The following is a 25180-nucleotide window of genomic DNA, read 5'->3' as shown; positions in this document are numbered from 1 at the left end:
CTCAGTCTGCCCGCTGGGACACGAGGTGCGCACGCCAGCCACCGGACGCGCTGATGTCGGGCGCGGCGTCCACGGCGACCGGTTCACAGAGGAAGCCGGCGACGCTCGTGCCGTCGGCCAGCTTCACCTGCCCGATCGTCATCGGCTGCGGAAGCGAAGCGACGAAGGAGCCGAAGCCGGCGGCGGGCAGCCGCCACACCTCCCCCGCGATCGCGACGCCGTCCTCCGGGACACGCCGCAGGCCGGGCTTGGGCGGCGCGGTCGGGAGCGCGTGGAGGCGGTACTCCGGAGCCGTCTGCACCTCGGCGACGAAGCTGCCGCCCTGCGCGACCAGCTGCGCGTTCAGCGGCTGATCGCGCAGGTGCGCGCCCACCACCAGGATCTCGATGTCGGGTGCGGCGATCCGGCGCGCGATCTCGGCGAGCGTGCGGTCGGCGAACGGCGCACCGGTGAGCATCACCCCGAAGGGCAGCCCGCCCACGAATCCCGCGGGCACGGCCAGCGCGCTGCGGTCGAGCAGGTTCGCGAAGTTCGTGTACCGGCCCATCCGGGCGTTCGCACCGATGGGATCGGCGGCCACCTCCGCGAGGGTCGGATGCCATGTGGTGGTGGGGGTGAGCAGTGCCACGGTGCCGTCGAGGCGCCGCTCGCCCTCGAGTCCGAGCCGATCCAACCGCTCCCTGTCGCGGAAGTAGTCGGCGGCGGACGCGCTATCGCCCCCGAGCACGATCTGGGCCACCGTCGGGTCGAGGTCGGTGCCGTGCAGTTCCGGATGCGAGCGGATGAAGTCGCCGACCGCAGCCGTGCGCTCGGCGACGAAGGCGCCGCCGTACAGGAGCGACGCGGCTTCCAGCAGCGGGGTGATGTCGACCTCGACGATCTCGACGCCGCTGGCGCGCAACTGCTCGACCACCCCGGCGAAGGCCTCCGCCCAGCCCTCCGCCAGTCCCGCGAGGTGCTCCTGCGTCGGGATCGCGATGCGCGGCGCGGCATCCAGCGGCGCGGCCGGCGCATCCGACCGGCACAGCGGGTCCACGCCATCAGGGCCGGTCATGATCTCCACGACGCGGCGCCCGAGACCCAGGTCCCGCGCGAACACCGTCACGCAGTCGAGGGTGCGGCATGCGGGCACCACCCCGGTCGCCGGCACGAGACCGACGGTCGGCTTGATGCCGAAGATGCCGTTCAGGGCGGCCGGCACGCGGCCGGATCCTGCGGTGTCCGTGCCGAGGGCGACATCGACGATGCCGAGAGCGGTCGCGACGGCCGATCCGGAACTGGAGCCGCCGGAGATCCGTTCGGGATCCCACGCGTTGCGCACGGCGCCGAACGGGCTGCGCGTGCCGACCAGACCCGTGGCGAACTGATCGAGGTTCGTCTTGCCGAGCACGATCGCCCCGGCGGCGCGGATCCGCGCGACGGAGGGCGCATCGGCCGAGGGCGCGTAGCCGAATGCCCGCGACCCCGCAGTCGTCTCCAGTCCCGCGACGTCGATGTTGTCCTTCACGGCGACGAGCACCCCCGCCAAGGGGAGGTGATCGCCCTCTTCCGTGCGGCGGGCGATCAGCTCCGCCTCCGCGAGCACGTCGGCCTCGGGCCGCAACGAGATCCAGATCTCGGGGCGGTCGACGTCGGCGATCCGGGCGTACGCCTCGCGGATCCGGCCGGTCAGCGTCGAGGCGCCCATCACAGCCCCCTCACCGCGGCGAGGAGCTGGCCGGCGGCGACCTGCTCGCCGGGCTTGACGTACAGCTCGGCCAGCCGGCCCGCGGACGGTGACAGCACAGGGTTCTCCATCTTCATCGCCTCCAAGACGATCAGGCGGTCGTCGGCGGCGACGTCCGCTCCGGGGGTGACATCCACGCGCCAGACGCTCGCGGCGAAGGGCGCCGTGATCGGGATGCAGCCATCGGGCACAACGGCGTCCGCCGCGCCAGGGATCGCGGGCTCATCGTGGACGCGGTCGAACTCACCTGACGCGCGCCATCGGCCCTTCTCCTCCGCGAAGGCCGCCTGCTGCGTGGCCTGGAAGGCGGCGATCGAGTCGGCCTCGCGGGCGAGGAAGGCCTCGTGCTCCGCGAGCGCGAAGGAGCCCTCCTCGGTGCGGAAGTCGCCGCGCCCCGCGTCGACCTCCGCGCGCAGCTCGAGCAGCTCCTCGGCCGAGACCGGGTACCAGCGGATGCGATCGAAGGGCCGCAGCGCCCAGGGGTTGTCGGCGAACAGACCGCCCCTGCGGAAGCTGTTCCAGATCTGCACCGTGCGACCGACGAACTGGTAGCCGCCAGGGCCCTCCATACCGTAGATGCACATGTACGCGCCGCCGATGCCGACCGAGTTCTCGGCGGTCCACGTGCGGGCCGGGTTGTACTTCGTGGTGACGAGGCGATGCCGCGGATCGATCGGGGTCGCCACGGGCGCGCCGAGATAGACGTCGCCGAGGCCCAGCACGAGATACTCCGCGTCGAACACGATGCGGTGCACGTCGTCCACCGATTCGAGGCCGTTCACCCGCCGGATGAACTCGATGTTCCACGGCGTCCACGGGGCGTCGTCCCGCACGCTGGACATGTAGCGCTGGATCGCCAGGCGTGTGGCCGGATCGTCCCACGACAGCGGCAGGTGCACCGTGCGCGAGGGCACAACGAGATCGTGCGTGGCGGGCAGGTCGCCCTCGATCTCCTCGAGCAGATCGAGCAGTCCCGACGAGCGAACGACCGACGGATCCGTGTGGATCTGCAGCGACCGGATGCCCGCCGTGACATCGAGCACGCCCGCGGGCAGCCGCTCGCGCAGCCTCTGCTCGAGTGCGTGCACGCGCATCCGCAGGCCGAGGTCGAGCACATTGTCGCCGTACTCGACGAGGATGTTGGCGTCGCCGTCGCGGCGATAGGTGACGCGGGGAGCGAGCACCCGGCCGCCTTCGGTCGTCTCGTCGCGGGATGCGAGGACACCGTCGTCGCCGTCCCCCGCGCCGCCGCCCGGGATCAGCGTGGCGCCGAACCGCACGGCCTCGGCCTCGCGCACGGGTACGAATCGAACCGTGTCGCCCGGGCGCAGCTGACCCACCTTCCACAGCTCGCCGCTGGCGACGACCGCGGGGCACACGAACCCTCCGAGGCTCGGTCCGTCGGGTCCGAGGATGATCGGGGTGTCGCCGGTGAAGTCGAGGGCACCGATCGCATAGGCGGTGTCGTGGATGTTCGACGGGTGAAGGCCCGCCTCCCCGCCGTCCTCGCGGGCCCACGCCGGCTTCGGGCCGATGAGCCGCACACCCGTGCGCGCCGACTGCACGCCGACCTCATAGGTCGCCTCGTAGAGCGCATCGATGTCGGCCCGAGTGAAGTAGTCGGGGGCCGCGTGCGGCCCCTCGGTGACGCCGATCACCCAGGCGTGCGCGAGCGGGGTGCGGCGGGGATCCGGGGTCGCCTCGGCCACGGGCGATTCGGGTGTCGCGCCCGGGCGCAGCACATCGCCCGCGAGCAGCGCGCGTCCGCCATGCCCGCCGAAGCCGCCGAGGGTGAAGGTCGACGCGCTGCCGAGGTAGAGCGGCACGTCGATGCCCCCGCGCACGGCGAGGTAGGTGCGCATGCCCGTGGTGGTCGCGCCGATCGCGAGCACGCCCCCCGCAGGCACCGTCAGCGGCTCCCAGAGTGCGACGGCCGTGCCGTCCAGCGTCACCGGTGCGTCGGCTCCCGTGACGCACACCACGGCGGGCGCGGTGAAGCGCAGCCGCGGGCCCGACATCGTGATCTCGAGGCCCGGCGCGCCCTCGGGGTTGCCGACGGCGAGGTTCGCCTCGCGAAACGACACGGCGTCCATGGGCCCCGACGGCGGCACGCCGATGTGCCAGAGCCCGGTGCGGCCCGGCAGATCCTGCACGGTCGTCATCAGGCCGGGCGCCAGCACCTCGATGCGCGCGTCCGGATCGCCGCCACGGGCGTCCAGCAGCGTCTGCAGCATGCCCGTGTGATGCTGAACAGCGCGGATGCGCGGCTCGTCGCACAGCGTGCGCAGCATGCCGAGCCCGGTGACGATGCCGTCCACACGGGTCTCGCCCAGGGCGTCGCGCAGTCGGTCGAAGGCGGCGTCGCGATCGGCGGCGTGCGCGATGACCTTGGCGATCATGGGGTCGTAGTCGGGGGCGACCTCGAGGCCCGACTCGATCCACGCGTCGACGCGGATGCCCTCGCCGGACGGGAAGGACGCGTTCGTGACGAGTCCCGGTGACGGTGCGAAGCCGCGATCCGGATCCTCGGCGTACACCCGCGCCTCCACCGCGTGGCCGCGCGGCTCATGCAGGTCCGTGAAGAGCTCGGCGGGCAGGGCCTCGGCGCCGTCTCGCCCCAGACGCAGCATCAGCTCGACGAGGTCGATGCCGAAGACGGCCTCGGTGACCGGGTGCTCGACCTGGAGGCGGCTGTTGACCTCGAGGAAGTACGGCTCGCCGCGCTGCGGGTCGTAGACGAACTCCACCGTGCCGGCCGAGCGATACGACACCGACTCGGCCAGTCGTCGCGCCGCGTTGTGCATCGCGGCGCGCACCGCCGGGTCGAGCAGGGGCGCCGGCGCCTCCTCGATGACCTTCTGGTTGCGCCGCTGCACCGAGCAGTCGCGGTCGCCGAACACGGCGACGCGGCCCGTGCCGTCGCCGAAGACCTGCACCTCGACGTGGCGCGCGTCGACGACGAGCCGCTCGAGGAAGATGCCGGAGGCGCCGAAGCTGCGCGAAGCCTGCGTCGCGACCGCGGCGAAGCCCTCGCGCACCTCGTCGAGGGTGTGGCAGGTGCGGATGCCGATGCCGCCTCCTCCGCCCGTCGCCTTGAGCATCACGGGCAGCCCGATCCGCTCCGCCTCGGCGACGGCCTCGGTGGCGGAGGCGAGCAGGTCGGTGCCGGGCAGCAGGGGCACCCCGGCGGCGCGCGCGTGGTCGCGCGCCGTGTGCTTGAGTCCGAACGTCTCGATCTGCGCGGGAGTCGGTCCGATCCAGGCGATGCCCGCGGCCTCGAACGCACGGGCGGCTTCGATGTTCTCGGAGAGGAAGCCGTAACCGGGATGGACGGCGCCGGCTCCCGTCGCGCGAGCGGCCTCGATGAGGGCATCCACGCGCAGGTAGGACTCGCTCGCAGGGGCCGGGCCGATCCGCACCGCGGTGTCCGCCTCGCGCACGTGCGGCGCCGCGCGATCGGCGTCGGAGTAGACGGCGACCGTGCGCAGCCCGAGTGCGCGGGCCGAGCGGATGATCCTGCGGGCGATCTCGCCGCGGTTGGCGATCAGGACGGTGTCGAAGGCGCTCATGCGCTCGCTTCCTCGGTGTTCGGGGCGGCCGGTCGGGTGACGACGGCGCGCAGCGGGGTGCAGCTGAAGTCGTTGCAGGGATTGTTCATCTGGGGGCAGTTGGAGATCACGACGAGCACATCCCGCTCGGCCCGCACGGCCACCCGCCGACCGGGCGCCGAGAGCCCGTCGACGATGCCGAGCGCGCCGTCCTCCTCGACGGGGACGTTCATGAACCAGTTGAGATTGGAGACCAGGTCGCGCGCGCCGAGGCCGTGCTTGGCACCCTCGTGGAGGAAGTTCTCGCGGCACGCGTGCTGGTAGTGGGTGTGGTGTCCGTAGCGAAGGGTGTTGGACTCCTTGCTGCACGCGCCCCCGATGGTGTCCTGGCGATCGATCTCGTTGCCGACGACCGTCATCAGCGGCGCGCCGGTGTTGGAGCGCAGCACGGTTCCGGTCACGACGTAGGCGCTGCCCTGCCACGCGAGGGTGTCGGGCACGCTGTATCGCTCGGAGGTGTCCGCGGCATCGAAGATCAGGCAGTCGCCCGACTGATTGCCGCCGACGTCGACCAGTGTGAGGACATCGCCGGACCGCACAACGGCCGACCACGACGCGCGCGGCGCGATCACGTCATCGCCCACGATCTCGCCGGGCACCAGCGGTTCAGACCAGTCCAGCGGCGCGCCGGGCGCGAACACGGGGCGGGGTGGGACGGTGGTCACGAGCGCGGGCTGGGTGTCGAGCATCGTCTGTCCTCTCGGGTTGTGGGTCACAGGCCGGCGAGCGCGGCGTAGGCGATGGTGTTGTCGTAGGCGCGCGCCCGTTCGGGCGAGGCGGCGTACGCCGCGTCTCCCGGGCCGGTCGCCCGCTCCCGCCAGGCAGTGACGCGCAGCGGCGTCGTCAGGTAGTCGGAGCGTGGATCCCGAGGGTGCGGCGCGTTGGCGATGAGCAGGATCAGCGGAAGCTCGGCGACGAGGTCGACGTGCGTGCCGGGCCCTGCCGATCCGAGCCAGGTGAACGATCCGTCGGCCGCGACGCGCAGCCCCTGGAAGAAGGTGACGGCCGGCGGCAGGTCACGACGCGTGAGCCCGTGCTTCGCGCCCGCCATGGCAAGGAGGGCCTGGCCGGAAGGCGACGCGCTCTCCGGGCTCGAGGCCCCGTAGCGCTCGAGGTTCCATGCGTCCGAGGAGGCCCCGCAGAACGCGTCGTGATGACCCGACGTGTCATCGAGCACCGTCGCGAGCACCCGGCCGTCGCCCGAGAGCAGCGGATGGCCCGTGGTGATGTACGCCTGCCACGGGATCTTCTGCGTGTCGGCGACGTTCAGCCGCTCGCCGGGGTGCAGCGCGTTGAACAGCAGCAGAGCAGCCGACGCATCGCCCTGCGGATCCTCGAGCCGGATGCGCGTGCCCCGTGCGACGCGAAGATGTGTGTAGCCGCCGGGGGCCAGCGTCTCGGCCCAGAGCAGGGCCGCCGGGTCCACTCCGGCGGGAACGTCGGGCGTCGCCGAGGCCGGGACATCGGGCATCCACGCAGACCGGGTCGCGCGCCCGCGCGCATCCGACCTCGCGCTGCCGACGCTGCCGAGCGCCTCTCGGCGTCCCATGCTGTGCTCGCTCATCCGACGATCTCCGTTTCTGTCGATTGACAGATATCCAGTCAGACCCAGGTTTCGTCCGCGTTTCCCGCATCGAACAGTCGGCGCTCACGCCGGGTGGGCTTTTCACACGATCGTCATCTGCGCGAAAAATGTGACGCTCGGGCGCTCGCCACACTGTTCCTATCGCTCGACAGATATGTCCGGGCGACCCCCACCCACGCTCCGGCCCCCGAGCCCCACCCTCGGAGCACCCAACCCCGGAGAGCACCCCATGATCGTCCTCGGAGTAGGTCTCACCGTCCTCGTCGTCCTCGTCGTCGGCATCGTCGTGGCGCGGCGCGTCGACGGCGACAGCGCCAATTTCCTCGTCGCGGGCCGCCGCCTCGGGGTGCCCCTCGTGTCCGTCTCGCTCACCGCGGCCGCGGTCGATGCGAACGCGACGGTCGGCAACACCGACCTCACCGCCTCATTCGGCTTCTGGTCGGGGGCGTCTCTCGCGATCGGCCTGTCGATCTGTCTCGTCCTGACCGGCCTCTTCCTCGCCAAGCCGCTCAACAGCATGAAGCTGTTCACGCTCGCCGACTTCTTCCGGCTGCGCTACGGGCGGGCCTCCGAGGCGGTCGCCGGCGTCATCATGATCGTGGCGTTCACGATCCTGCTCGCGGGCAACCTTGTGGCCTGCGGCTTCCTCCTGGAGAGATTCGCCCGCATCCCCTACGCCTGGGGCGTGATCCTCGCCGTCGTCCTGGTCCTCGCGTACACGGTCGCCGGCGGCCTGTTCTCGGACGCCTACACCGCCGTGATCCAGACGGTGATCACCGTGGTGGCCGCCATCGCGCTTCTCGTGTGGACGGCGCTCAGCTTCGGCATCGTCGTTCCCGAGGGCATGGGCCCCTTCGACTTCGAGCAGCTCACCGACCCCGCTCTCGGCGCGCCGATCAACTGGGCCACGCTCGTGTCGCTCGGCATCGGCGACATCGTCGCGATCGACTTCATGCAGCGCGTGTTCGGCGCCCGCTCCCCCGAGGTCGCCCGCCGTTCGTGCTTCACGGCGGCCGGCATCACGGCCATCGTCGGCACCATCTTCGCCCTGGTCGCGCTGACCGCCGGCGGAGCCCTCGGCCTGACCACCGCGGACGGTCCCGTGCTCTATCAGCTGCTGGACGGCTGGGCACCGCCCCTGCTGTCGGTCATCGTGCTGTCGGGCATCGTGGCGGCCTCGTTCTCGACGGCGTCCGGGGCGATCCTCGCGACCTCGGCGATCGCGGTGCGCAATCTGCTGCGTGTACGCCGCGTCGTCACCAGCAAGGGCGACCCGCTGCTGCGCTGGACCCGCCTCGCGATGATCCCGATCGTCGTGGCCGGGGCGCTGCTGGCGGTCCAGGTCAGCCAGACGGGTGTGCTGCTGACCCTCGCGTTCGACATCATGCTCGCCTGTCTCGCGGGCCCGTTCATCACGGGCGTGTTCTGGAAGCGCCCCGGCGCGACCGCGCTGCTCGTCTCGGCGACGGTGGGCGGCGTGGTGCGCATCGTCTTCCTCGCCCTCACCCCGACGCTGTACGGCGTGCCCAACGACATCCTGTACATCCCGAACGACCTCGTCACGAGCGCCTTCGACGGCTGGAGCACGCTGATCGCGTTCGCGATCGGCTACGCCACCTACCTCCTCGTCGCGTGGATGCGTCCGCGCACCGATGCCGAGCGACTCGACGAGACGCGTATCCGTGCACATCTGGATCGCGAGCAGCAGGGCCTGCTCCCGGCGGAGGAGGAGCCCGTCCGCGCCCTGGCGTGATCCGGTTTTATCCCCTCCGGCGAGAAGGCGCCCACGGTCCGAGACCGTGGGCGCCTTCGATTCGCCATCAGAGGCGGTGCTGAGCGGCGATCAGTCGTCGGCGCCGAAGATCCGCTTCAGGATGCCCGTCTTCTTCTTCGGGTTCAGCTGCTTCTGCAGGTACACCGTGCCCAGCCAGCGGTCGAACTTGTAGCCGACCCGGCCCATCCGGCCCACCTCGACGAAGCCGAGCTTCTCGTGGAGCGCGATGGATCCCTCGGCGCCCTTGTCGCTGACCACCGCCACCAGCTGACGCAGCCCGATCTCCTCGCACGCCTCGATGAGCGCCTCCAGCAGCGCGCGCCCGAGGCCCTTGCCCGTGGCCGCCTGGCCCAGGTAGATCGAGTTCTCGACCGTGTACCGGAACGCCGACTTGCCCGCCCAGGGCGAGACCAGCGCGTAGCCGAGCACCTGGCCGGTGGGGGCGACCGCGACGAGGAACGGCAGTCCGAGCTTCTGCAGGTGGTCGAACTTCTCGCGCCACTTCTTATGCGTCCACGCCTTCTCGTCGAAGGTGACCACCGAGTTGCGCACGTAGTAGTTGTAGATCTCGCGGATGTCCGGCAGGTCGCCGATGCGCGCCGGGCGGATCTCGTACGAGAAGGGACGCTCGGGCTCCGGCTGCTTCTGCAGGTGGCGCGGCAGCGCACGCCGCTTCTGGTATTCCTCCTCGAGCATGCGAACAGCCTAGAACCCGGGGATGTCGAGCGTGTGTCGCCGCTGGATCGTCCAGTCGACAGGATCCGCGCCCTGCGCGATCAGCAGCTCGTTCGCACGCGAGAAGGGCCGGGATCCGAAGAAGCCGGATCGCGCGGACAGCGGCGACGGATGCGCCGACTCGATGACGGGCACATCGCCCAGCAGCGGCTTGAGCTCGCGCGCGGGGTTGCCCCAGAGGATCGCGACGAGCGGCCCGCCGCGCTCGGCCAGAGCGCGGATGGCGTGCGCCGTCACCTGCTCCCAGCCCCAGCCGCGATGCGAGCCCGCCTGGCCCGGACCCGGCCGCACGGTCAGCACGCGATTCAGCAGCAGCACACCCTGATCCGCCCACGCCGACAGGTCGCCGTGCTCGGCGGGCTCGATGCCGAGATCGTCGTGCAGCTCGCGGTAGATGTTGCGCAGGCTGGGCGGCAGCGGCCGCACGTGACGGTCCACCGCGAACGACAGGCCGATCGGATGCCCGGGCGTGGGGTACGGATCCTGCCCGACGATCAGCACCCTCACGTCCGCGAGCGGACGCTGGAACGCGCGCAGCACCTGATCCGGCGCCGGAAGGAAACCCTCCGGATCGGCGGTCAGGCGCTGCGCGAGCGCGTCGATCTCGCCAGCGACCGGCGCGAGCACACGGGCCCAGCCCGGGTCGACGACGTCGAGGTTCAGGCCGAGCCCTCCGCGCCGGCGTCCTCCTCGACGACCGTGCCCTTCCACGACCACGGGAAGTCGATCCACAGGTCGGTGGCCTTCCACGCGTAGTCGGGCTCGATGATCGTGGTGGGCTTGGTGTAGATCGTGACCGAGCGCACATCGGCGCCCTGGTTCTTCAGCAGATCGACCGCGAGCGCGAGGGTGCGACCCGAGTCGGCCACGTCGTCGACGAGGAGCACCCGGCGACCGCCGAGGTAGGCCATGTCGAGCTCGGGAGGCAGCACCTCCGGGGCGTCGAGCACGGTGCCGATGCCCGTGTAGAACTCGACGTTCAGGGCGCCGCAGTTCTTCGCGCCGAGGCCGTACGCGATGGCGCCGGCCGGCAGGAGGCCGCCGCGGGCGATCGCGACGACGACCTCGGGGACGAAGCCGTCGTCGAGGATGCGCCGCGCGAGATCGCGGGTCGCGTCGCCGAAGCCGTCCCAGGAGAGGTGCTCGCGGATGTGGGTGTCTGCCACGGGGGTCCTTTCGTTCCTCTTGTGGAGGATCAGTCGCGCGGCGAGAGGGTGCCGCGGTGAAGCAGATGCTGGGCCGACTGGGCGACCGGTCGCATCGTGATGAGGTCGAGGTTGACGTGGCCCGGCGCGTTGAGCGCATACGCGATGACGTCGGCGACGTCCTCCGCGACGAGCGGGTGATCGACCCCCTCGTACAGCGCGTCGGCGGTGCTCTGGTCGCCCACGCGGTTCAGCGTGAACTCGGGCGTGTGCACCATGCCCGGGGCGACCTCGATCACCCGGATCGGCTCGCCGTTGAGCTCCTGACGCAGCGCGTGCACCAGCATCGCCTCGGCGGCCTTGGCGGCGTTGTAGCCACCCCCGCCCGGATACGCGACCTGCGCCGCGGTCGAGGTGACGAAGAGAGTGTCGGCGTGGCCCCTGCCGGCTCGAGCGATCTCGGATCGGATCGCGTCGCGCAGCTGGGGAAGCAGGGCCTTGACGAGACGCTGCGCCGAGAGCGCGTTGACTTCGAACATCCACGCCCAGTCGACGGGATCGCCGTCCTCGACCCGATCGGTGCCGCGCGCGCCGCCGGCGACGTGCACGAGCGAGGTGACGCCTCCCGTGGCCGCGACGTGCGCAGCGAGCGCGTCGACATCGGCCTGTCGGGTGAGGTCGGCGGCGAACACGTCGGCGCCCGTCTCGGCCGCGAGCGCGGCGAGCCGGTCCGCCCGGCGCGCGACGCCGAGCACCTCCCATCCGGATGCCCGGAGCGCGCGCACCGCCGCCTCTCCGATACCCGAACTGGCTCCCGTCACGACGGCGCGCCGTGCGGCGCCTGCTTCGCTGGTGGTCACGGATCAACGCTACCTGTCGCAACCTGAGCGACGGCGCCGGATGTATGACGCCGCGTGTCCGATGAATTGCCCGGTCAGAGGGGCCGACGTACGGTCGAAGCACAGGCCGGGAAAGACCCGTCCGCAAGGCCCTGAGGGGGAGGTTCGGATGTCCGACGAGAACAAGCCGCAGCTGCGTTTCGAGACGCTGCAGATCCACGCCGGCGCGCAGCCCGACCCGGTCACGGGAGCCCGCGCGACGCCGATCTACCAGACCACGTCGTACGTCTTCCGCGACTCGCAGCACGCGACCAACCTGTTCGCCCTGGCCGAGACCGGCAACATCTACACGCGCATCCAGAACCCGACGCAGGACGTCGTCGAGCAGCGCCTCGCCGCGCTCGAGGGCGGCACGGGCGCGCTGCTGGTCGCCTCGGGCCAGGCCGCCGAGACCTTCGCGGTGCTGAACATCGCCCAGGCCGGCGACCACATCGTCTCGTCGTCGTCGATCTACGGCGGCACGTACAACCTCTTCAAGTACACGCTCGCCAAGCTCGGCATCGAGACGACCTTCGTCGAGAACCAGGACGACCCCGAGGCCTGGAAGGCCGCGGTGCGCCCGAACACCAAGCTCTTCTTCGCCGAGACCATCGGCAACCCGGCGATCAACGTGCTCGACATCCGCACGGTCGCGGACATCGCCCACGAGAGCGGCGTGCCGCTGATCGTCGACAACACGATCGCCACGCCGTACCTGATCCGCCCGTTCGAGCACGGCGCCGACATCATCGTCCACTCCGCCACCAAGTTCCTCGGCGGTCACGGCACCACCATCGGCGGCGTCATCATCGACGGCGGTCGCTTCAGCTGGTCGAACAACGCCGACCGCTTCCCCGGCCTGACGGCTCCGGACCCGTCGTACCACGGCGCGGTCTACACCGAGGCCGTCGGCGACGAGCTCGCGTACATCATCAAGGCGCGTGTGCAGCTGCTGCGCGACCTCGGCGCCTCGATCTCGCCGCAGAGCGCCTGGCAGCTCCTGCAGGGCATCGAGACGCTCTCGCTGCGCGTCGAGCGTCACGTGCACAACGCCCAGCAGGTCGCCGAGTGGCTCGAGAACCACTCCGACGTGGCCACCGTCTACTACTCGGGCCTGCCCACCTCGCCGTGGTACGCGGCTGCCAACCACTACGCCCCGCAGGGCGTGGGAGCGGTGCTGTCGTTCGAGCTCAAGGGCGGCGTCGACGCCGGCCGCGCGTTCGTCGACTCGCTGAAGCTGTTCAGCCACCTGGCCAACATCGGCGACGTGCGATCGCTCGTCATCCACCCGGCATCGACCACTCACTCGCAGCTCACCCCGGAGCAGCAGCTCAGCGCGGGTGTCACCCCGGGCCTCGTGCGCCTCTCGGTGGGCCTCGAGAACGTCGAGGACCTGCTCGCCGATCTCGCTCAGGCGCTCGAGGTGGCGCGCGCCACCACGGCAGCTGCGCGCGCGTAACACGGTCGCGTCACCTTCCGACGCTGAGGCCCGCCCCGTAACACGGGGCGGGCCTTTCTCGCACCCAGGCAGAATGGGCCTATGGACTGGCAGATCTCCGAGGACACGGTGCCGTCGAGCCTCATCACGGAGGCCGATGCCCGTTCGATGGTCGGTCGTCCGCCCGCGTCCGGCGCGTGGCAGGACGGCGACCCGATCGGCGAACGCCGGTTCGCCTCCTTCGGGGAGCTGCACCTGGAGAGCGGCGAGTCGCTGCCCTCGTTCCGCCTCGCCTATGAGACGTGGGGCGAGCTGAACGAGGCGCGCGACAACGCGATCCTGATCGCGCACGCGCTCACCGGAGACAGTCACGTGCGCGGCGACGCCGGTCCCGGCCACGCCACCGCCGGATGGTGGGGCGAGATCGTCGGTCCCGGCGCTCCGATCGACACCGATCGCTTCTTCGTCGTCGCCCCGAACATCCTGGGCGGCTGCCAGGGCTCCACCGGCCCCGCCTCGATCCACCCCGACGGCGCGGAGTGGGCCTCCCGCTTCCCGTATGTCACGGTGCGCGACCAAGTCGAGGCGCAGGTGCGCCTGGCAGACCACCTCGGCATCGACGTGTGGGCCGCCGTCATCGGCGGCTCGATGGGCGGTATGCACGCGCTCGAATGGGGCGTCGGGCATCCGGATCGCCTGAGGCGACTGGCCGTGCTCTCCTCGCCCCCGGTGACGACGGCCGATCAGATCGCGCTCAACTCGGTGCAGCTGCAGGCCATCGACATGGATCCGCGCTTCCGCGGCGGCGAATACTACGGCGCCCCGGACGGCGACGGCCCGCATCGCGGCCTCGCCCTCGCTCGCCGCATGGCGCTGCTCAACTACCGCAGCCCCACCGAGCTCAACTCGCGCTTCCAGCGATCGTGGCAGTCGGGCGTCAGCCCCCTCGGCCACGGCGGGCGCTTCGCGGTCGAGTCGTACCTCGACTTCCACGGCAACAAGTTCACGCGCCGCTTCGATGCGAACGCCTACGTCCGCCTGGTCGGCGCGATGGACTCGCACGATGTCGGGCGCGGCCGCGGCGGTGTAGACGACGCCCTCGCGCAGGTCACCGCGACCACGCTCGTGCTCGGCATCGACTCGGATCGCCTGTTCCCGATCGAGGGCCAGCACCAGATCGCGAGGGGGATCCCTCGCACGCTCGACGGCGACGAGGCGGTCGTGCTCGTGAGCGACTTCGGGCACGATGGGTTCCTGATCGAGACGGCCGCCGTGGGAAAGCACCTGCGGCGTCTGCTCGACGCCGACTGAACCGGCATCGCGCGACCGCTTCGGCTCGGCGGAGGCGCTGACCTACGGCGCGAGCATCCCCTCGATCGCCCGCAGCAGCAGGTCGCTGCGATCGTCGGACGCGCCCCAGCGCACGAGCGACTGAGCACCGGTGCCGTCGATCATCGCGAGGATCTGCCAGGCCGCGGCGTTCGGATCCGGCACGCCGAACGGCTCGACCAGCGAGCGCACAAGACCGTGCCACGCATCCATCTGCTCCCGCACCGCCGCGGCCAGCGGTTCGTTGCGGCGACCGAGCGCCCACGACTCGACCCAGACGGCGGTGACCTCGTCGCGCGCGCCGCCCGCGAGCGTGCGGATCATCGCGGCGAGCGCCGCGCGCTCATCCGATTCGCGCGCGACCAGCGCCGTGACCTCGGCCAGCTCGGCAGCGACGATCGTCGTGAACACCTCGGCGACGAGCGCGTCCATACCGCTGTCCGCGTAGTGGGCGACGAGGGCGGGTGCCACGCCGGCACGGGCGGCGACCGCGCGCAGGGTGACGGCGGCGAGGCCGTCGCCGAGCGCGACCGCGCGCGCGGCGTCGGCGATCGCTGCGCGACGCTCCTCGGGAGAGCGTCGGGCGGCGCGGGGCCGGGCTGCGGGCGTTGACACTCCCCCAGCGTAGCTCGTACCCTCAACTTATTGATCATGCGATCAACAAGAAACGGAGAAACCATGTCGTGGCACATGCCGGCCGAAGGCGCCCCGCACGAGCGCACCTGGATGGCCTTCCCGCGTGAGGGCGTCACCCTGGGCGCGACCGACGTCGAGCGCGAGGCGGGCTACGCCGCGTGGGCCGCCGTGGCCCACGCCACCGCCGACTTCGAGCCGGTGACGATGCTCGTGGATCCGTCCGAGCTCGCACGCGCGCGACGCATGCTGTCGTCCGAGATCGAGATCATCGAGGCCGAGGTCGACGAGTTCTGGATGCGCGATCACGGACCCACCTGCGTCACCGACGGCGGCACACTCGGCGCCGTCGACTGGATCTTCAACGGATGGGGCGCCCCCGACTGGGCGCAGTGGCAGAAGTCGGCCGCGCACGCGCGGCGGATCGCCGAGCACGTCGGCGCCGAGGTCGTGCCGTCGCTGCTCGTGAACGAGGGCGGCGGCATCCACGTCGACGGCGAGGGCACCGTGCTGCTCACCGACACCGTGCAGCTCGACCCCCGCCGCAACCCGTTCGCCGACCGGGAGCGGGTGGAGGCCGAGATGGCCCGCACGCTCGGGGCCACGAAGGCCGTGTGGCTCCCCCGCGGCCTCACGCGCGACTACGACGACCTCGGCACCAACGGCCACGTCGACATCGTCGCGACCATCCCCTCGCCCGGCCGTCTGCTGCTGCATCACCAGGCCGATCCGGCGCATCCGGATCACGCCGTCACGCGCGAGCTGCGCGCGATCTTGTCGCAGGAGACGGATGCCGCGGGACGCACGTTCGAGGTCGTCGACCTGCCGGCGCCCGCCACCCTGACCGACGCCCACGGACCCGTCGACTGGAGCTACGTCAATCACCTCGTGGTGAACGGCGGCGTCATCGCCTGCGGCTTCGGCGAGCCCGAGGCCGACGCGCGGGCTGCGGCGATCCTCGCGGAGGAGTACCCCGGCCGCCGCGTGGTGACCGTGGACGCGCGCGAGATCTTCGCGCGCGGCGGCGGCATCCACTGCATCACGCAGCACCAGCCGGCTGTCACCCCGACTGCGCAGCCGATCGGCGGTGCGCGGTGATCGAGGTGCATGAGGCGTCGATCGCTGACCTGCAGGCCGCCCTGGCCGACGGCCGCACCACCGCGGTCGAGCTCGTGGAGGCCTATCTCGCGCGGATCGACGCGTACGACGGCGCCCTCAACGCGGTGGTCGTGCGCAATCCCGAGGCGCTCGCGGAGGCGGCCGCCTCCGACGCCCGCCGGGCCGCGGGGGCGACGTGGAGTCCGCTCGACGGCATCCCCTACACCGCGAAGGACAGCTACCTCGTGCGCGGCCTCACCGCCGCTGCCGGCAGTCCGGCGTTCGCGCGGCTCGTGGCGCAGCGCGATGCCTACGCGATCGAGCGCCTCCGCGCGGGCGGCGCGATCTGCCTCGGGCTCACGAACATGCCGCCCATGGCCAACGGCGGCATGCAGCGCGGGCTCTACGGCCGCGCCGAGTCGCCCTACAACCGCGCGTATCTGACCAGCGCGTTCGGATCCGGATCCTCCAACGGCTCGGGCACCGCCACCGCCGCGAGCTTCGGCGCCTTCGGCCTCGGCGAGGAGACGTGGTCGAGCGGCCGCGCTCCCGCCTCGTGCAACGCCCTGTGCGCCTACACGCCCTCCCGCGGGGTGATCTCGGTGCGCGGCAACTGGCCGCTGGTGCCGACCATGGACGTGGTGGTGCCGCACACGCGCTCGATGGCCGACCTGCTCACACTGCTCGATGTGATCGTGGGCGACGACCCGCACACGCGCGGCGACTTCTGGCGCGCCCAGCCCTGGGTGCCGCTCCCCCGGTACACGCGCCCCGCCTCGTATGCGGCGCTGGCCGGATCCGCCCTCGCGGGCACGCGGATCGGCGTGCCCCGCATGTACGTCAACGCCGACCCCGAGGCCGGCACGAACCCCGCCGGCGGCATCGGCGGCCCCACCGGACAGCGCATCGAGACACGGCCGTCCGTGCTCGCGCTCTGGAAGGCCGCGCGTCGCGACCTCGAGGCCGCGGGCGCCGAGGTGGTCGAGGTCGACTTCCCGATCGTGACGAACTACGAGGGCGACCGCCCCGGTGCTCCGACCATCCGCACGAGGGGGCTGGTCACTCCCGCCTACCTCGACCGCGAGATCCTCGATCTGTCGGCGTGGGCATGGGAGGACTTCCTCGCCGCCAACGGCGATCCGGATCTGTCGACCCTCGCGTCCGTAGACGGGTCCGCGATCTTCCCGCATCCGGAGGGAGCGCTGCCGGATCGCTACACGGGTTTCGACGACGACATCGCGGAGTACCCCGCATGGGTGCGCGCGCACCCGGACACGGTTCTGTCCGATTTCGCCGACCTCGCACCCGGGCTGGCCGGGCTGGAGGAGACGCGCCGGATCGACCTCGAGCGGTGGATGGACGACCTGCGGATCGACGCGGTCGCCTTCCCGGCGATGGCCGATGTCGCGCCCGCCGACATGGACGTGAACCCGGCGTCGGCCGACCTCGGTTGGCGCAACGGCGTCTGGGTCGCCAACGGCAATCTCGCCATCCGCCACCTCGGCGTGCCGACGGTGACGGTGCCGATGGGCACGATGTCCGACACTGAGATGCCCGTGGGCCTCACCTTCGCGGGCCGCGCGTACGACGACACGGCGCTGCTCGCCCTCGCCGCCGCGTTCGAGTCCACCGGCGCCCGCCGCACGCCCCCGCCCCTCACCCCCGCCGGCACCCCCGCCCCCACCCCCGCTCGTTGAGCGAGCGCAGCGAGTCGAAACGCTGAGCGAGCGCAGCGAGTCGAACGCCCACCCGCTCGTTGAGCGAGCGCAGCGAGTCGAAACGCCCACCACCACGAAGGCCCCGGGCCACCGCAACGCGGCAGCCCGGGGCCTTCTCGTCCCTGTACCCGTCAGTTCGGGAGGAACGTGTACTTCGTGGAGAGGTACTCGTGGATGCCCTCGGCGCCGCCCTCGCGGCCGATGCCCGACTGCTTGACGCCGCCGAAGGGGGCCGCGGCGTTGGAGATGACTCCGGCGTTGAGGCCCATCATTCCGGTGTCGAGCCGTTCGATCATCCGATGCCCGCGCTGCAGATCCTGCGTGTACACGTACGACACCAGGCCGTACTCGGTGTCGTTGGCCAGGCGCACCGCCTCGTCCTCCGTGGTGAACGTCGAGATCGCGAGCACCGGACCGAAGATCTCCTCGCGCAGGATCGCGCTCCCCGGCACGACATCGGTCACGACGGTCGGCGCGAAGAACGTGCCGGGGCCATCGAGCACCTCGCCGCCCGTGGTCACCCGCGCGCCGCGACCGAGCGCATCGGCGACGAGCTCGGACGCCTTGGCGACCGCCTTGTCGTCGATCAGCGGGCCGATCTGCACACCCTCCTCCGTGCCGCGACCGACGCGCATATCTGCCACCCGTGCCGTCACGCGCTCGGCGAATTCCGCCGCGATCGACTCGTGCACGATGAAGCGGTTGGCCGCCGTGCACGCCTGCCCGATGTTGCGGAACTTCGCGAGCATCGCGCCGTCGACCGCGGCGTCGAGGTCGGCGTCCTCGAACACGACGAACGGGGCGTTGCCGCCCAGCTCCATCGATACCCGCAGCACGCCCTCGGCCGCCTGCGCGATCAGCTTGCGACCCACCTCGGTCGATCCGGTGAACGACAGCTTCCGCAGCCGCGGATCGGCGATGATCGGCGCCGACATCGTGCCCGACGAGCTGGTGGTCACGACGTTCACGACACCGGCCGGCAGGCCGGCCTCCACCAGCAGCTGCGTGAAGAACAGGGTCGTCAAGGGCGTGAGCTCCGCGGGCTTGATCACCACGGTGCAGCCCGCAGCCAGCGCGGGGGCGATCTTGCGGGTCGCCATCGCGAGCGGGAAGTTCCACGGCGTGATGAAGAAGCACGGCCCCACCGGACGCTGGGCGACGATGATCCGGCCCGTGCCCTCCGGATTCTGGCCGTAGCGACCCGCGATGCGCACGGCCTCCTCGCTGAACCAGCGGTTGAACTCGTTGCCGTACGTGACCTCGCCCTTGGCCTCCGCGAGGGGCTTGCCCATCTCCAGCGTCATCAGCAGCGCCACATCATCCGCGCGCTCCCGCACCAGATCGAACACCCGACGCAGGATGTCGCTGCGCTCGCGCGGCGACGTCGCCGCCCACGCGTCCTGCGCCGCCACGGCCGCATCCAGCGCCCGGATGCCATCTTCCGGCGAGGCATCCGCCACCTGAGCGATCACCTCGTTCGTCGACGGATCCCGCACCTCGAACGTCTTCCCCGAGGTCGCATCCCGCCACTCGCCGCCGATGAACAGCTGCGTCGGGATCTGCGCGAGCAGATCCTTCTCCCGATCAGTCACGATCGAACCCTCCAGAACAGCGCGTCACGCGACGCGGATGAGCTTCTTGTTGACGAACTCGTCGGCGGCCAGCAGCCCGAGCTCGCGCGACGTGCCGCTGCGCTTGACGCCGCCGAAGGGCAGCTCGGGGCTGTCGGCCAGAACGCAGTTCACGTAGACCATGCCGGCATCGAGCGCGTCGGCCACCCGGCTCGCCTGCGCCGGATCCGTTGTGTACACGTAGGAGCCGAGGCCGAATGGGGTGTCGTTCGCGATGCGCACGGCGTCGTCCTCGTCGGCCGCGCGGTACACCGTGGCGACCGGGCCGAACAGCTCCTCGCGGTACACGTCCATCTCGGGCGTGACGCCGGCGAGCACCGTGGCGGGGAAGAACGCCCCGTCGCGCGTGCCGCCGACGAGCACCTGGGCGCCCTGGGCGACGGCGCGGTCCACCTGCTCCTGCAGGCGCTCGGCCGCGGCCAGCGACGACAGGGGGCCGAGCACGGTGTTCTCGTCCATCGGGTCGCCCACGGTCGCGGCGCCCATCTTCGCGACGAACAGCTCCAGGAACTCGCTGTACACCTCGTCCGCGACGATGAAGCGCTTGGCCGCGTTGCACGACTGGCCGGTGTTGTCCAGGCGCGCGTCGACGGCGTTCTGCGTCGCGGTCTCGAGGTCGTCGGTCGACAGCAGCACAAACGGATCCGATCCGCCCAGCTCCAGCGCCACCTTCTTCAGGTGCTGCCCCGCGAGCGAGGCGACGGCCGATCCGGCGCGCTCCGATCCGGTGACCGAGACACCCTGCACGCGCGGGTCGGCGATGATCGTCGCCGCCTGGTCGTTCGTGGCGTACACGTTCACGTAGCCGCCCTCGGGCAGCCCGGCATCGCGGTAGATGCCCTCGAGCAGCGCCGATGACTCGGGGCACTGCGGGGCGTGCTTCAGGATGATGGTGTTGCCGACCACGAGGTTCGGGGCGGCGAAGCGGGCCACCTGATACGCCGGGAAGTTCCACGGCATGATGCCCAGCAGCACGCCGAGCGGCGAGCGCCGCACGACCGCCGACCCCTCGCCGAGGAGGTCGATCGGCTGGTCGGCCGTCACGACGGCGGCCTGGTCGGCGTAGTACTCGACGATGTCGGCCGCGAAGTCGACCTCGCCGAGCGCCGCCACGAGGGGCTTGCCCATCTCGCGCACGATGGCGTGGGCGAGCTCGTCACGCCGCTCCCGGTGCAGCTCGGCCGCGCGACGCACGACGGCGGCGCGCTCGGCGACCGGCGTCGACCGCCACGCGAGGAAGCCCTCGTGGGCCGCGGCGAGCGCGTCCTGGATCTGGGCGTCGGTCGCCTCGGGGTAGTCGGCGAGGGTCTCGCCGGTCGCGGGATTCACCACGGAATACGTCATCGGACGCTCTCCTTCTCACTGGCCGGGGCCTGGACAGGCAGGATCTGGCCCCGGAAGAACTCGGGCTTGCGGACGGCCATCACGATCATGATCACCACGCCCAGCACCAGGATGAACACACCCAGGATGCCGACGATGCCGACGCCTCCGATGTTCGCGCCCGAGCCGTATGCCGGGTCGAACGAGTCCTTCAGCGTCAGCACGAACATAACCAGCAGCGTGATGCCGCCGATGAGCGGGGCGAGGAAGCGCGTGAAGAAGGCGCCGGCCGAATCGGTCCACTGCTTGCGGAAGTACCAGACGCAGGCGAAAGCGGTGAGGCCGTAGTAGAAGCAGATCATCATGCCGAGCGTGAGGATCGTGTCCCACAGCACGTTCTCGCTGACGAAGCGCATCACGACGTAGAACAGGCTGGCCACCGAGGTCGAGACGATGATCGCGAACACGGGGGTCTTGTGCTTCGGGTTGACCGAGTCGAACGCCTTCGGCATGGCGCCGTAGTGGCCCATGGCGAGCAGCGTGCGGGCGGGGCCGATGATGGTCGACTGCAGCGAGGCCGCCGAGCTCACGAGCACCGCGAGCGAGATGAGGAACGCCCACGGGCCCATGACCGAGTCGGCGAGACCGAAGAACACGTTCTCGACCACGTCCTCGTTGAGCAGGCCGCCCGGCTCCTCCGTGACGCCGGCGAACATGACCGACGCGACGGCGAGCAGCAGGTAGAGGGCGCCGACGATGAACACCGTGAGGGCGGCCGCGCGACCGGGCGTGCGGTTCGGATCCGTCGTCTCCTCGTTCATGGTGAGGGTGACGTCCCAGCCCCAGAAGATGAAGATCGAGACCGACAGGCCGGCGATGACGGCGCCGAAGTCGTTGATGGCGAACGGGTTGAACCAGTCGAACGAGAACGGGATCGCGTGGGGCGCGTTGCCGGCGGCGGCCTCCCCGATCGCGAGGAACACGAACAGCAGCAGCACGGCGACCTGGAAGATGACGAGCACCGTCTGGAAGATCTTGGACTCGCGCATGTCGCGGTACGAGAGGTACGTCGCGCCGAGCATAAACAGCAGCACCACACCCACGTTGATGAACGGGTTGTAGGTGAGGTCGGCGATGTCCGGGTTGCCGGCCAGCTGCGAGATCAGCAGGAACAGGAAGTCCACCGCCACGGCCGCGAGGTTGGAGAGCACCAGGATCGTGGCGATCACCAGGCCCCAGGAGGCCATCCACCCGACCCAGGGGCCGAACGCGCGGGTCGCCCACGTGAAGGTGGTGCCGGAGTCCGGCATGTCGCGGTTGAGCTCGCGGTATCCGAGGGCCACGAGCAGCATCGGCACGAGTCCGAGCAGGATCACGGCGGGCACGTGGGTGCCGACCTCGGCGGCGGCGAGGCCGATCGACGCGGTCGAGGTGTACGCCGGTGCGACGGTCGAGACACCGATGACGGTGGCGCCGAACAGCCCGACCGCGCCGACGGCGAGGCCCTTGTTCGAGATCACCTGCGTGATCAGCCCGGGCTTGCCTGCCTGGATCGTCGTGTCGTCGGCGGAGGTCACTCCGCTTCCTCGAGGAGTGGTGGTCATGTGAGGTCCTTGGGGGGTCGGGTGGAGCTCAGGATCGCGGTCGGGACGCCGCGGGTCGGGTTATCTATCTCCGGTGTCGAAGGTTCGGATCGGATCGGTCGGATCGTCCCCCGATCCGCCGGTGTCGGCCGGCGGATCGGGTGGATGAGCCGGGTCAGGTGAGGTCGGCGATGAGCTGTTCGGCGGTGAGCTTCCCCATGCGGATGGCGCCGTCGACGTGCTGGTAGCCGGCGCCCGCGATGTCGCTGCAGGAGAAATGGATGGGGCCGACGGGCGTGCGCACGTCGGATCCGTAGCGGTGCAGGCCGCCGAGGTCGAAGCTCGCGGCGTAGGCGCCGCGGGTCCACTCCTCGGAGCCCCAGTCGCTCTCGTAGTAGACGACGGGGTTCTTGGCCTCGGGCCCGAAGTAGGCCGCGAGGGAGTCGAGGATGCGCCCCTTGCGCTCTTCGTCCGAGAGCTCGAAGACGCCGTCGGCGTTGAGATCCGACACGAAGGCGACCAGCGTGCCGCGCTCGTCCTGGTAGTTCGTGTTGTCGTAGGCCTCGTGGCACAGCTGGTACGGGCTGAAGACGGTGCCCGACAGCCCCTGCTCGCGCCAGAACGGGCGGTCGTAGACGGCGTGCACCTTGATGACGAAGCCCATCGAGAGGTGCTGGTGCAGCTGGTGCTGGCGGCGCGGCAGCGGCGGCTCGAACGAGATGCGGTTGTAGAGCACCGGGGCGTGCGCGAGCACCACGCGCTTCGCGCGCACGTGCACTCCCTCGGCGTGCACCACAACGCCCTCCGGGCCGTGCTCGATCCGGCGCACGGGCTGGGCGAGGAACAGATCGTCTCCCACGGTCGCCGCGAGGCGCTTCGAGACCTCCTGCATGCCGCCGACGATGCGCTTGTCGAGGATGAAGTCAGAGTCGACGAGGTTGGTGAAGCTCCCCGCACTGGAGGCCATCAGCAGCGCCTGCAGCGTCGAGAAGGCGTGCGCGGGCTTGGTGAGCATGGCCGGTCCGATGAAGAGCGCGATGTTGTCGCGCGCCTCCTGGTCCTGCGTCTCCTGCGCGATCCACGCCTCGAACGAGATCGTGTCGAGCTCCTCGGCCTGCGGGTGCTCCCACGGGCGGTCGGGATCCATCTCGGCGGCCATCGCGTCGAGCTTGTCGATGAGGCGCACGAGCTCCGCCTCGGTCTCGGGGGCGACGGGGAAGATGTCGCCGGTGAAGCGGGTCAGGTCGCCCGACTTCGAGATGTAGAGGCTGTCGCCCTCGCGGTAGCGGTCGAAGGTCTCCAGCCCCAGCTCCTCGAGCAGCTCGAGCAGCCCCTCCTGGTCGGGAGAGACCCACTGGCCGCCGATCTCCAGGGTGGCGCCCTCGATGTCGTCCGTCCAGGTGCGTCCGCCGACGCGGTCGCGCGCCTCGAGAACCGCCACGGTCAGTCCCGCGGCCTTCAGGCGCGTCGCCGCGGTGAGGCCCGAGGGGCCCGCGCCCACGATCACGACGTCACGAGTGATCTCGGTCATGTCTTGTCCTCCGGATCCGGATCGCATCACGCGGCCGCGAGGGCCGCGGTCACGATGTCGAGCGCCTCGTTCAGCAGGTCGTCGCCGAGCGAGAGCGGGGGCAGGAAGCGGATCACGTTGCCGAACGTGCCGCAGGTGAGCACGATGACGCCCTGCGCGATCGACGCCTTCGCGACGGCGGCGGTGAGGGCGGCATCCGGCTCACCCGTGGCGGGATCGACGAACTCGACCGCGACCATGGCGCCGAGGCCGCGCACGTCGCCGATGCGGGCGTCGCTGCGCTGCGCCTCGGTGAACCGGTCGGTGATGACGGATCCGATGGCGGTCGCGCGGGCGGGAAGGTCCTCGGTCTCGTAGGCGTCGATCGCCGCGAGCGCCGCGGCGCACGCGATGGGGTTGCCGCCGTACGTGCCGCCGAGGCCACCCGGGTGGGAGGCGTCCATGATCTCCGCGCGGCCGGTCACCGCGGCCAGCGGCAGGCCCGCCGCGATGCCCTTGGCCGTGGTGATCAGGTCGGGCACGATGCCGAAGTGCTCGCTGGCGAACATGCGTCCGGTGCGGCCGAAGCCGGTCTGCACCTCGTCGGCGATGAAGACCACGCCGTTGGCGCGGCACCACTCGGCAAGCGCCGGCAGGAAGCCGTCGGCCGGCACGATGAAGCCGCCCTCGCCCTGGATGGGCTCGATGATGATCGCGGCGACCTGATCGCCGCCGATCTGCTTCTCCATCATCGTGATCGCGCGCCGGGCGGCGTCGGCGCCCGAGAGCCCGCCGTCGCGGAAGGGGTACGACAGGGGCGCGCGGTACACCTCGGGGGCGAAGGGACCGAAGCCGTGCTTGTAGGGCATCGTCTTGGCCGTCAGAGCCATCGTGAGGTTCGTGCGGCCGTGGTACCCGTGGTCGAAGGCGACGACGGCCTGGCGTCCGGTGTGCTTGCGGGCGATCTTGATCGCATTCTCGACGGCCTCGGCGCCGGAGTTGAACAGAGCCGTCTTCTTCTCGTGGTCGCCCGGAGTCAGGCGGTTGAGCGCCTCCGCGACGGCGACGTACGACTCGTAGGGCGAGACCATAAAGCAGGTGTGGGTGAAGGACGCGACCTGGCGCTGCACCGCCTCGACCACCTTGGGGTGGGCGTTGCCGACCGTCGTCACGGCGATGCCGGAGCCGAGGTCGATGAGCGAGTTGCCGTCGGCGTCGACGACGACGCCGCCGCCCGCCGCCACCGCGTGGATCGGCGCCGTGTGGCCGATGCCGGTGGGCACGGCGGCGGCCTTGCGGGCCAGCAGCTCCTCCGAGCGGGGGCCCGGGATGGCGGTGACGAGGCGACGCTCCTGCGGGAGGGTGGGTCCCCCCGGGAGCACGTCCACGGCGATGTGGTCAATCGAAGCGGTCATGGCGGGGAGCCTACGTCACGTTTCCCAGGTTTCGCAACGCGTTGACAACTG

Annotated in this window: 19 protein-coding genes; 5 read left to right on the top strand and 14 right to left on the bottom strand. The window is 71.0% G+C overall.

From position 1 onward, the window contains the following. Window position 1: 1 nt before the first annotated feature. The 4 genes from atzF to J5V96_RS15330 are packed head-to-tail and all read right to left on the bottom strand — an operon-like array spanning window position 2 to window position 6898. A complete protein-coding gene (gene atzF / locus J5V96_RS15345) occupies window positions 2-1687 on the bottom strand; it encodes an allophanate hydrolase (RefSeq protein WP_208504994.1) in 1686 nt (561 codons plus the stop codon). Then, entirely contained in the window at window positions 1687-5295 is a 3609-nt protein-coding gene (gene uca, locus J5V96_RS15340; RefSeq protein WP_208504992.1) for an urea carboxylase, read from the bottom strand. Before uca ends, atzF begins: the two co-directional genes overlap by 1 nt. Beyond that, a complete protein-coding gene (locus J5V96_RS15335) occupies window positions 5292-6023 on the bottom strand; it encodes an urea amidolyase associated protein UAAP2 (protein WP_208504990.1) in 732 nt (243 codons plus the stop codon). Before J5V96_RS15335 ends, uca begins: the two co-directional genes overlap by 4 nt. A gap of 23 nt (window positions 6024-6046) precedes the next feature. Next, a complete protein-coding gene (locus J5V96_RS15330; RefSeq protein ID WP_236014946.1) occupies window positions 6047-6898 on the bottom strand; it encodes an urea amidolyase associated protein UAAP1 in 852 nt (283 codons plus the stop codon). A 250-nt stretch (window positions 6899-7148) separates the two neighbouring features. Here J5V96_RS15330 and J5V96_RS15325 point away from each other — a divergent pair, with 250 nt between their 5' ends. After that, a complete protein-coding gene (locus J5V96_RS15325) occupies window positions 7149-8672 on the top strand; it encodes a high affinity choline transporter 1 (RefSeq protein WP_208504989.1) in 1524 nt (507 codons plus the stop codon). A gap of 90 nt (window positions 8673-8762) precedes the next feature. Here J5V96_RS15325 and J5V96_RS15320 read toward each other — a convergent pair whose 3' ends face one another. The 4 genes from J5V96_RS15320 to J5V96_RS15305 are packed head-to-tail and all read right to left on the bottom strand — an operon-like array spanning window position 8763 to window position 11433. Next, window positions 8763-9389, bottom strand: coding sequence for a GNAT family N-acetyltransferase (locus tag J5V96_RS15320; protein ID WP_208504987.1), 627 nt, complete (start codon window positions 9387-9389; stop codon window positions 8763-8765). Between the two features lie 9 nt (window positions 9390-9398). Continuing rightward, complete coding sequence (locus J5V96_RS15315; RefSeq protein ID WP_208505255.1) at window positions 9399-10091, bottom strand: uracil-DNA glycosylase; 693 nt, start codon at window positions 10089-10091, stop codon at window positions 9399-9401. Continuing rightward, window positions 10088-10594 carry a phosphoribosyltransferase gene (locus J5V96_RS15310; RefSeq protein ID WP_208504985.1) on the bottom strand — a complete coding sequence of 169 codons (507 nt, stop codon included), beginning with the start codon at window positions 10592-10594 and terminating at the stop codon, window positions 10088-10090. The genes J5V96_RS15315 and J5V96_RS15310 overlap by 4 nt, the downstream gene beginning before the upstream one ends. 29 nt (window positions 10595-10623) lie before the next feature. Continuing rightward, window positions 10624-11433: an SDR family oxidoreductase gene (locus J5V96_RS15305; RefSeq protein ID WP_208504983.1), complete on the bottom strand. Its 810-nt coding sequence runs from the start codon at window positions 11431-11433 to the stop codon at window positions 10624-10626. A 148-nt stretch (window positions 11434-11581) separates the two neighbouring features. On the opposite strand from J5V96_RS15305, the gene J5V96_RS15300 reads away from it, so the two are divergent. Then, window positions 11582-12910: a bifunctional o-acetylhomoserine/o-acetylserine sulfhydrylase gene (locus J5V96_RS15300; RefSeq protein WP_208504980.1), complete on the top strand. Its 1329-nt coding sequence runs from the start codon at window positions 11582-11584 to the stop codon at window positions 12908-12910. 81 nt (window positions 12911-12991) lie between these two features. Beyond that, window positions 12992-14200, top strand: a complete 1209-nt coding sequence (metX, locus tag J5V96_RS15295) for a homoserine O-acetyltransferase MetX (protein WP_208504978.1) — start codon at window positions 12992-12994, stop codon at window positions 14198-14200. A gap of 42 nt (window positions 14201-14242) precedes the next feature. Here metX and J5V96_RS15290 read toward each other — a convergent pair whose 3' ends face one another. Next, window positions 14243-14833 carry a TetR family transcriptional regulator C-terminal domain-containing protein gene (locus J5V96_RS15290; RefSeq protein ID WP_208504976.1) on the bottom strand — a complete coding sequence of 197 codons (591 nt, stop codon included), beginning with the start codon at window positions 14831-14833 and terminating at the stop codon, window positions 14243-14245. Window positions 14834-14896: 63 nt separating this feature from the next. Here J5V96_RS15290 and J5V96_RS15285 point away from each other — a divergent pair, with 63 nt between their 5' ends. Both J5V96_RS15285 and J5V96_RS15280 read left to right on the top strand, forming a co-directional pair. Beyond that, window positions 14897-15949, top strand: coding sequence for an agmatine deiminase family protein (locus tag J5V96_RS15285; protein WP_208504974.1), 1053 nt, complete (start codon window positions 14897-14899; stop codon window positions 15947-15949). Further along, window positions 15946-17646, top strand: a complete 1701-nt coding sequence (locus J5V96_RS15280) for an amidase (RefSeq protein WP_208504972.1) — start codon at window positions 15946-15948, stop codon at window positions 17644-17646. Before J5V96_RS15285 ends, J5V96_RS15280 begins: the two co-directional genes overlap by 4 nt. A gap of 152 nt (window positions 17647-17798) precedes the next feature. Here J5V96_RS15280 and J5V96_RS15275 read toward each other — a convergent pair whose 3' ends face one another. The 5 genes from J5V96_RS15275 to gabT all read right to left on the bottom strand — a co-directional run bounded on the left by J5V96_RS15275 (window position 17799) and on the right by gabT (window position 25129). Next, window positions 17799-19259: an NAD-dependent succinate-semialdehyde dehydrogenase gene (locus J5V96_RS15275; protein ID WP_372439952.1), complete on the bottom strand. Its 1461-nt coding sequence runs from the start codon at window positions 19257-19259 to the stop codon at window positions 17799-17801. A 24-nt stretch (window positions 19260-19283) separates the two neighbouring features. Further along, complete coding sequence (locus J5V96_RS15270; RefSeq protein WP_208504970.1) at window positions 19284-20642, bottom strand: NAD-dependent succinate-semialdehyde dehydrogenase; 1359 nt, start codon at window positions 20640-20642, stop codon at window positions 19284-19286. Next, on the bottom strand, window positions 20639-22225 hold the full coding sequence (locus J5V96_RS15265; RefSeq protein ID WP_208504968.1) for an APC family permease: 1587 nt from the start codon (window positions 22223-22225) through the stop codon (window positions 20639-20641). The genes J5V96_RS15270 and J5V96_RS15265 overlap by 4 nt, the downstream gene beginning before the upstream one ends. Window positions 22226-22379: 154 nt before the next feature. Then, window positions 22380-23735, bottom strand: a complete 1356-nt coding sequence (locus J5V96_RS15260; RefSeq protein ID WP_208504966.1) for a flavin monoamine oxidase family protein — start codon at window positions 23733-23735, stop codon at window positions 22380-22382. Window positions 23736-23761: 26 nt separating this feature from the next. Beyond that, complete coding sequence (gene gabT / locus J5V96_RS15255) at window positions 23762-25129, bottom strand: 4-aminobutyrate--2-oxoglutarate transaminase (RefSeq protein ID WP_208504964.1); 1368 nt, start codon at window positions 25127-25129, stop codon at window positions 23762-23764. Window positions 25130-25180 lie beyond the last annotated feature (51 nt).

The sequence above is a fragment of the Microbacterium stercoris genome, assembly GCF_017592545.1.
GTDB classification, from domain to species: domain Bacteria; phylum Actinomycetota; class Actinomycetes; order Actinomycetales; family Microbacteriaceae; genus Microbacterium; species Microbacterium stercoris.
The sequence above is the reverse complement of the archived record's forward strand: the minus strand, read 5'-3'. Positions and strand labels throughout refer to the sequence as shown.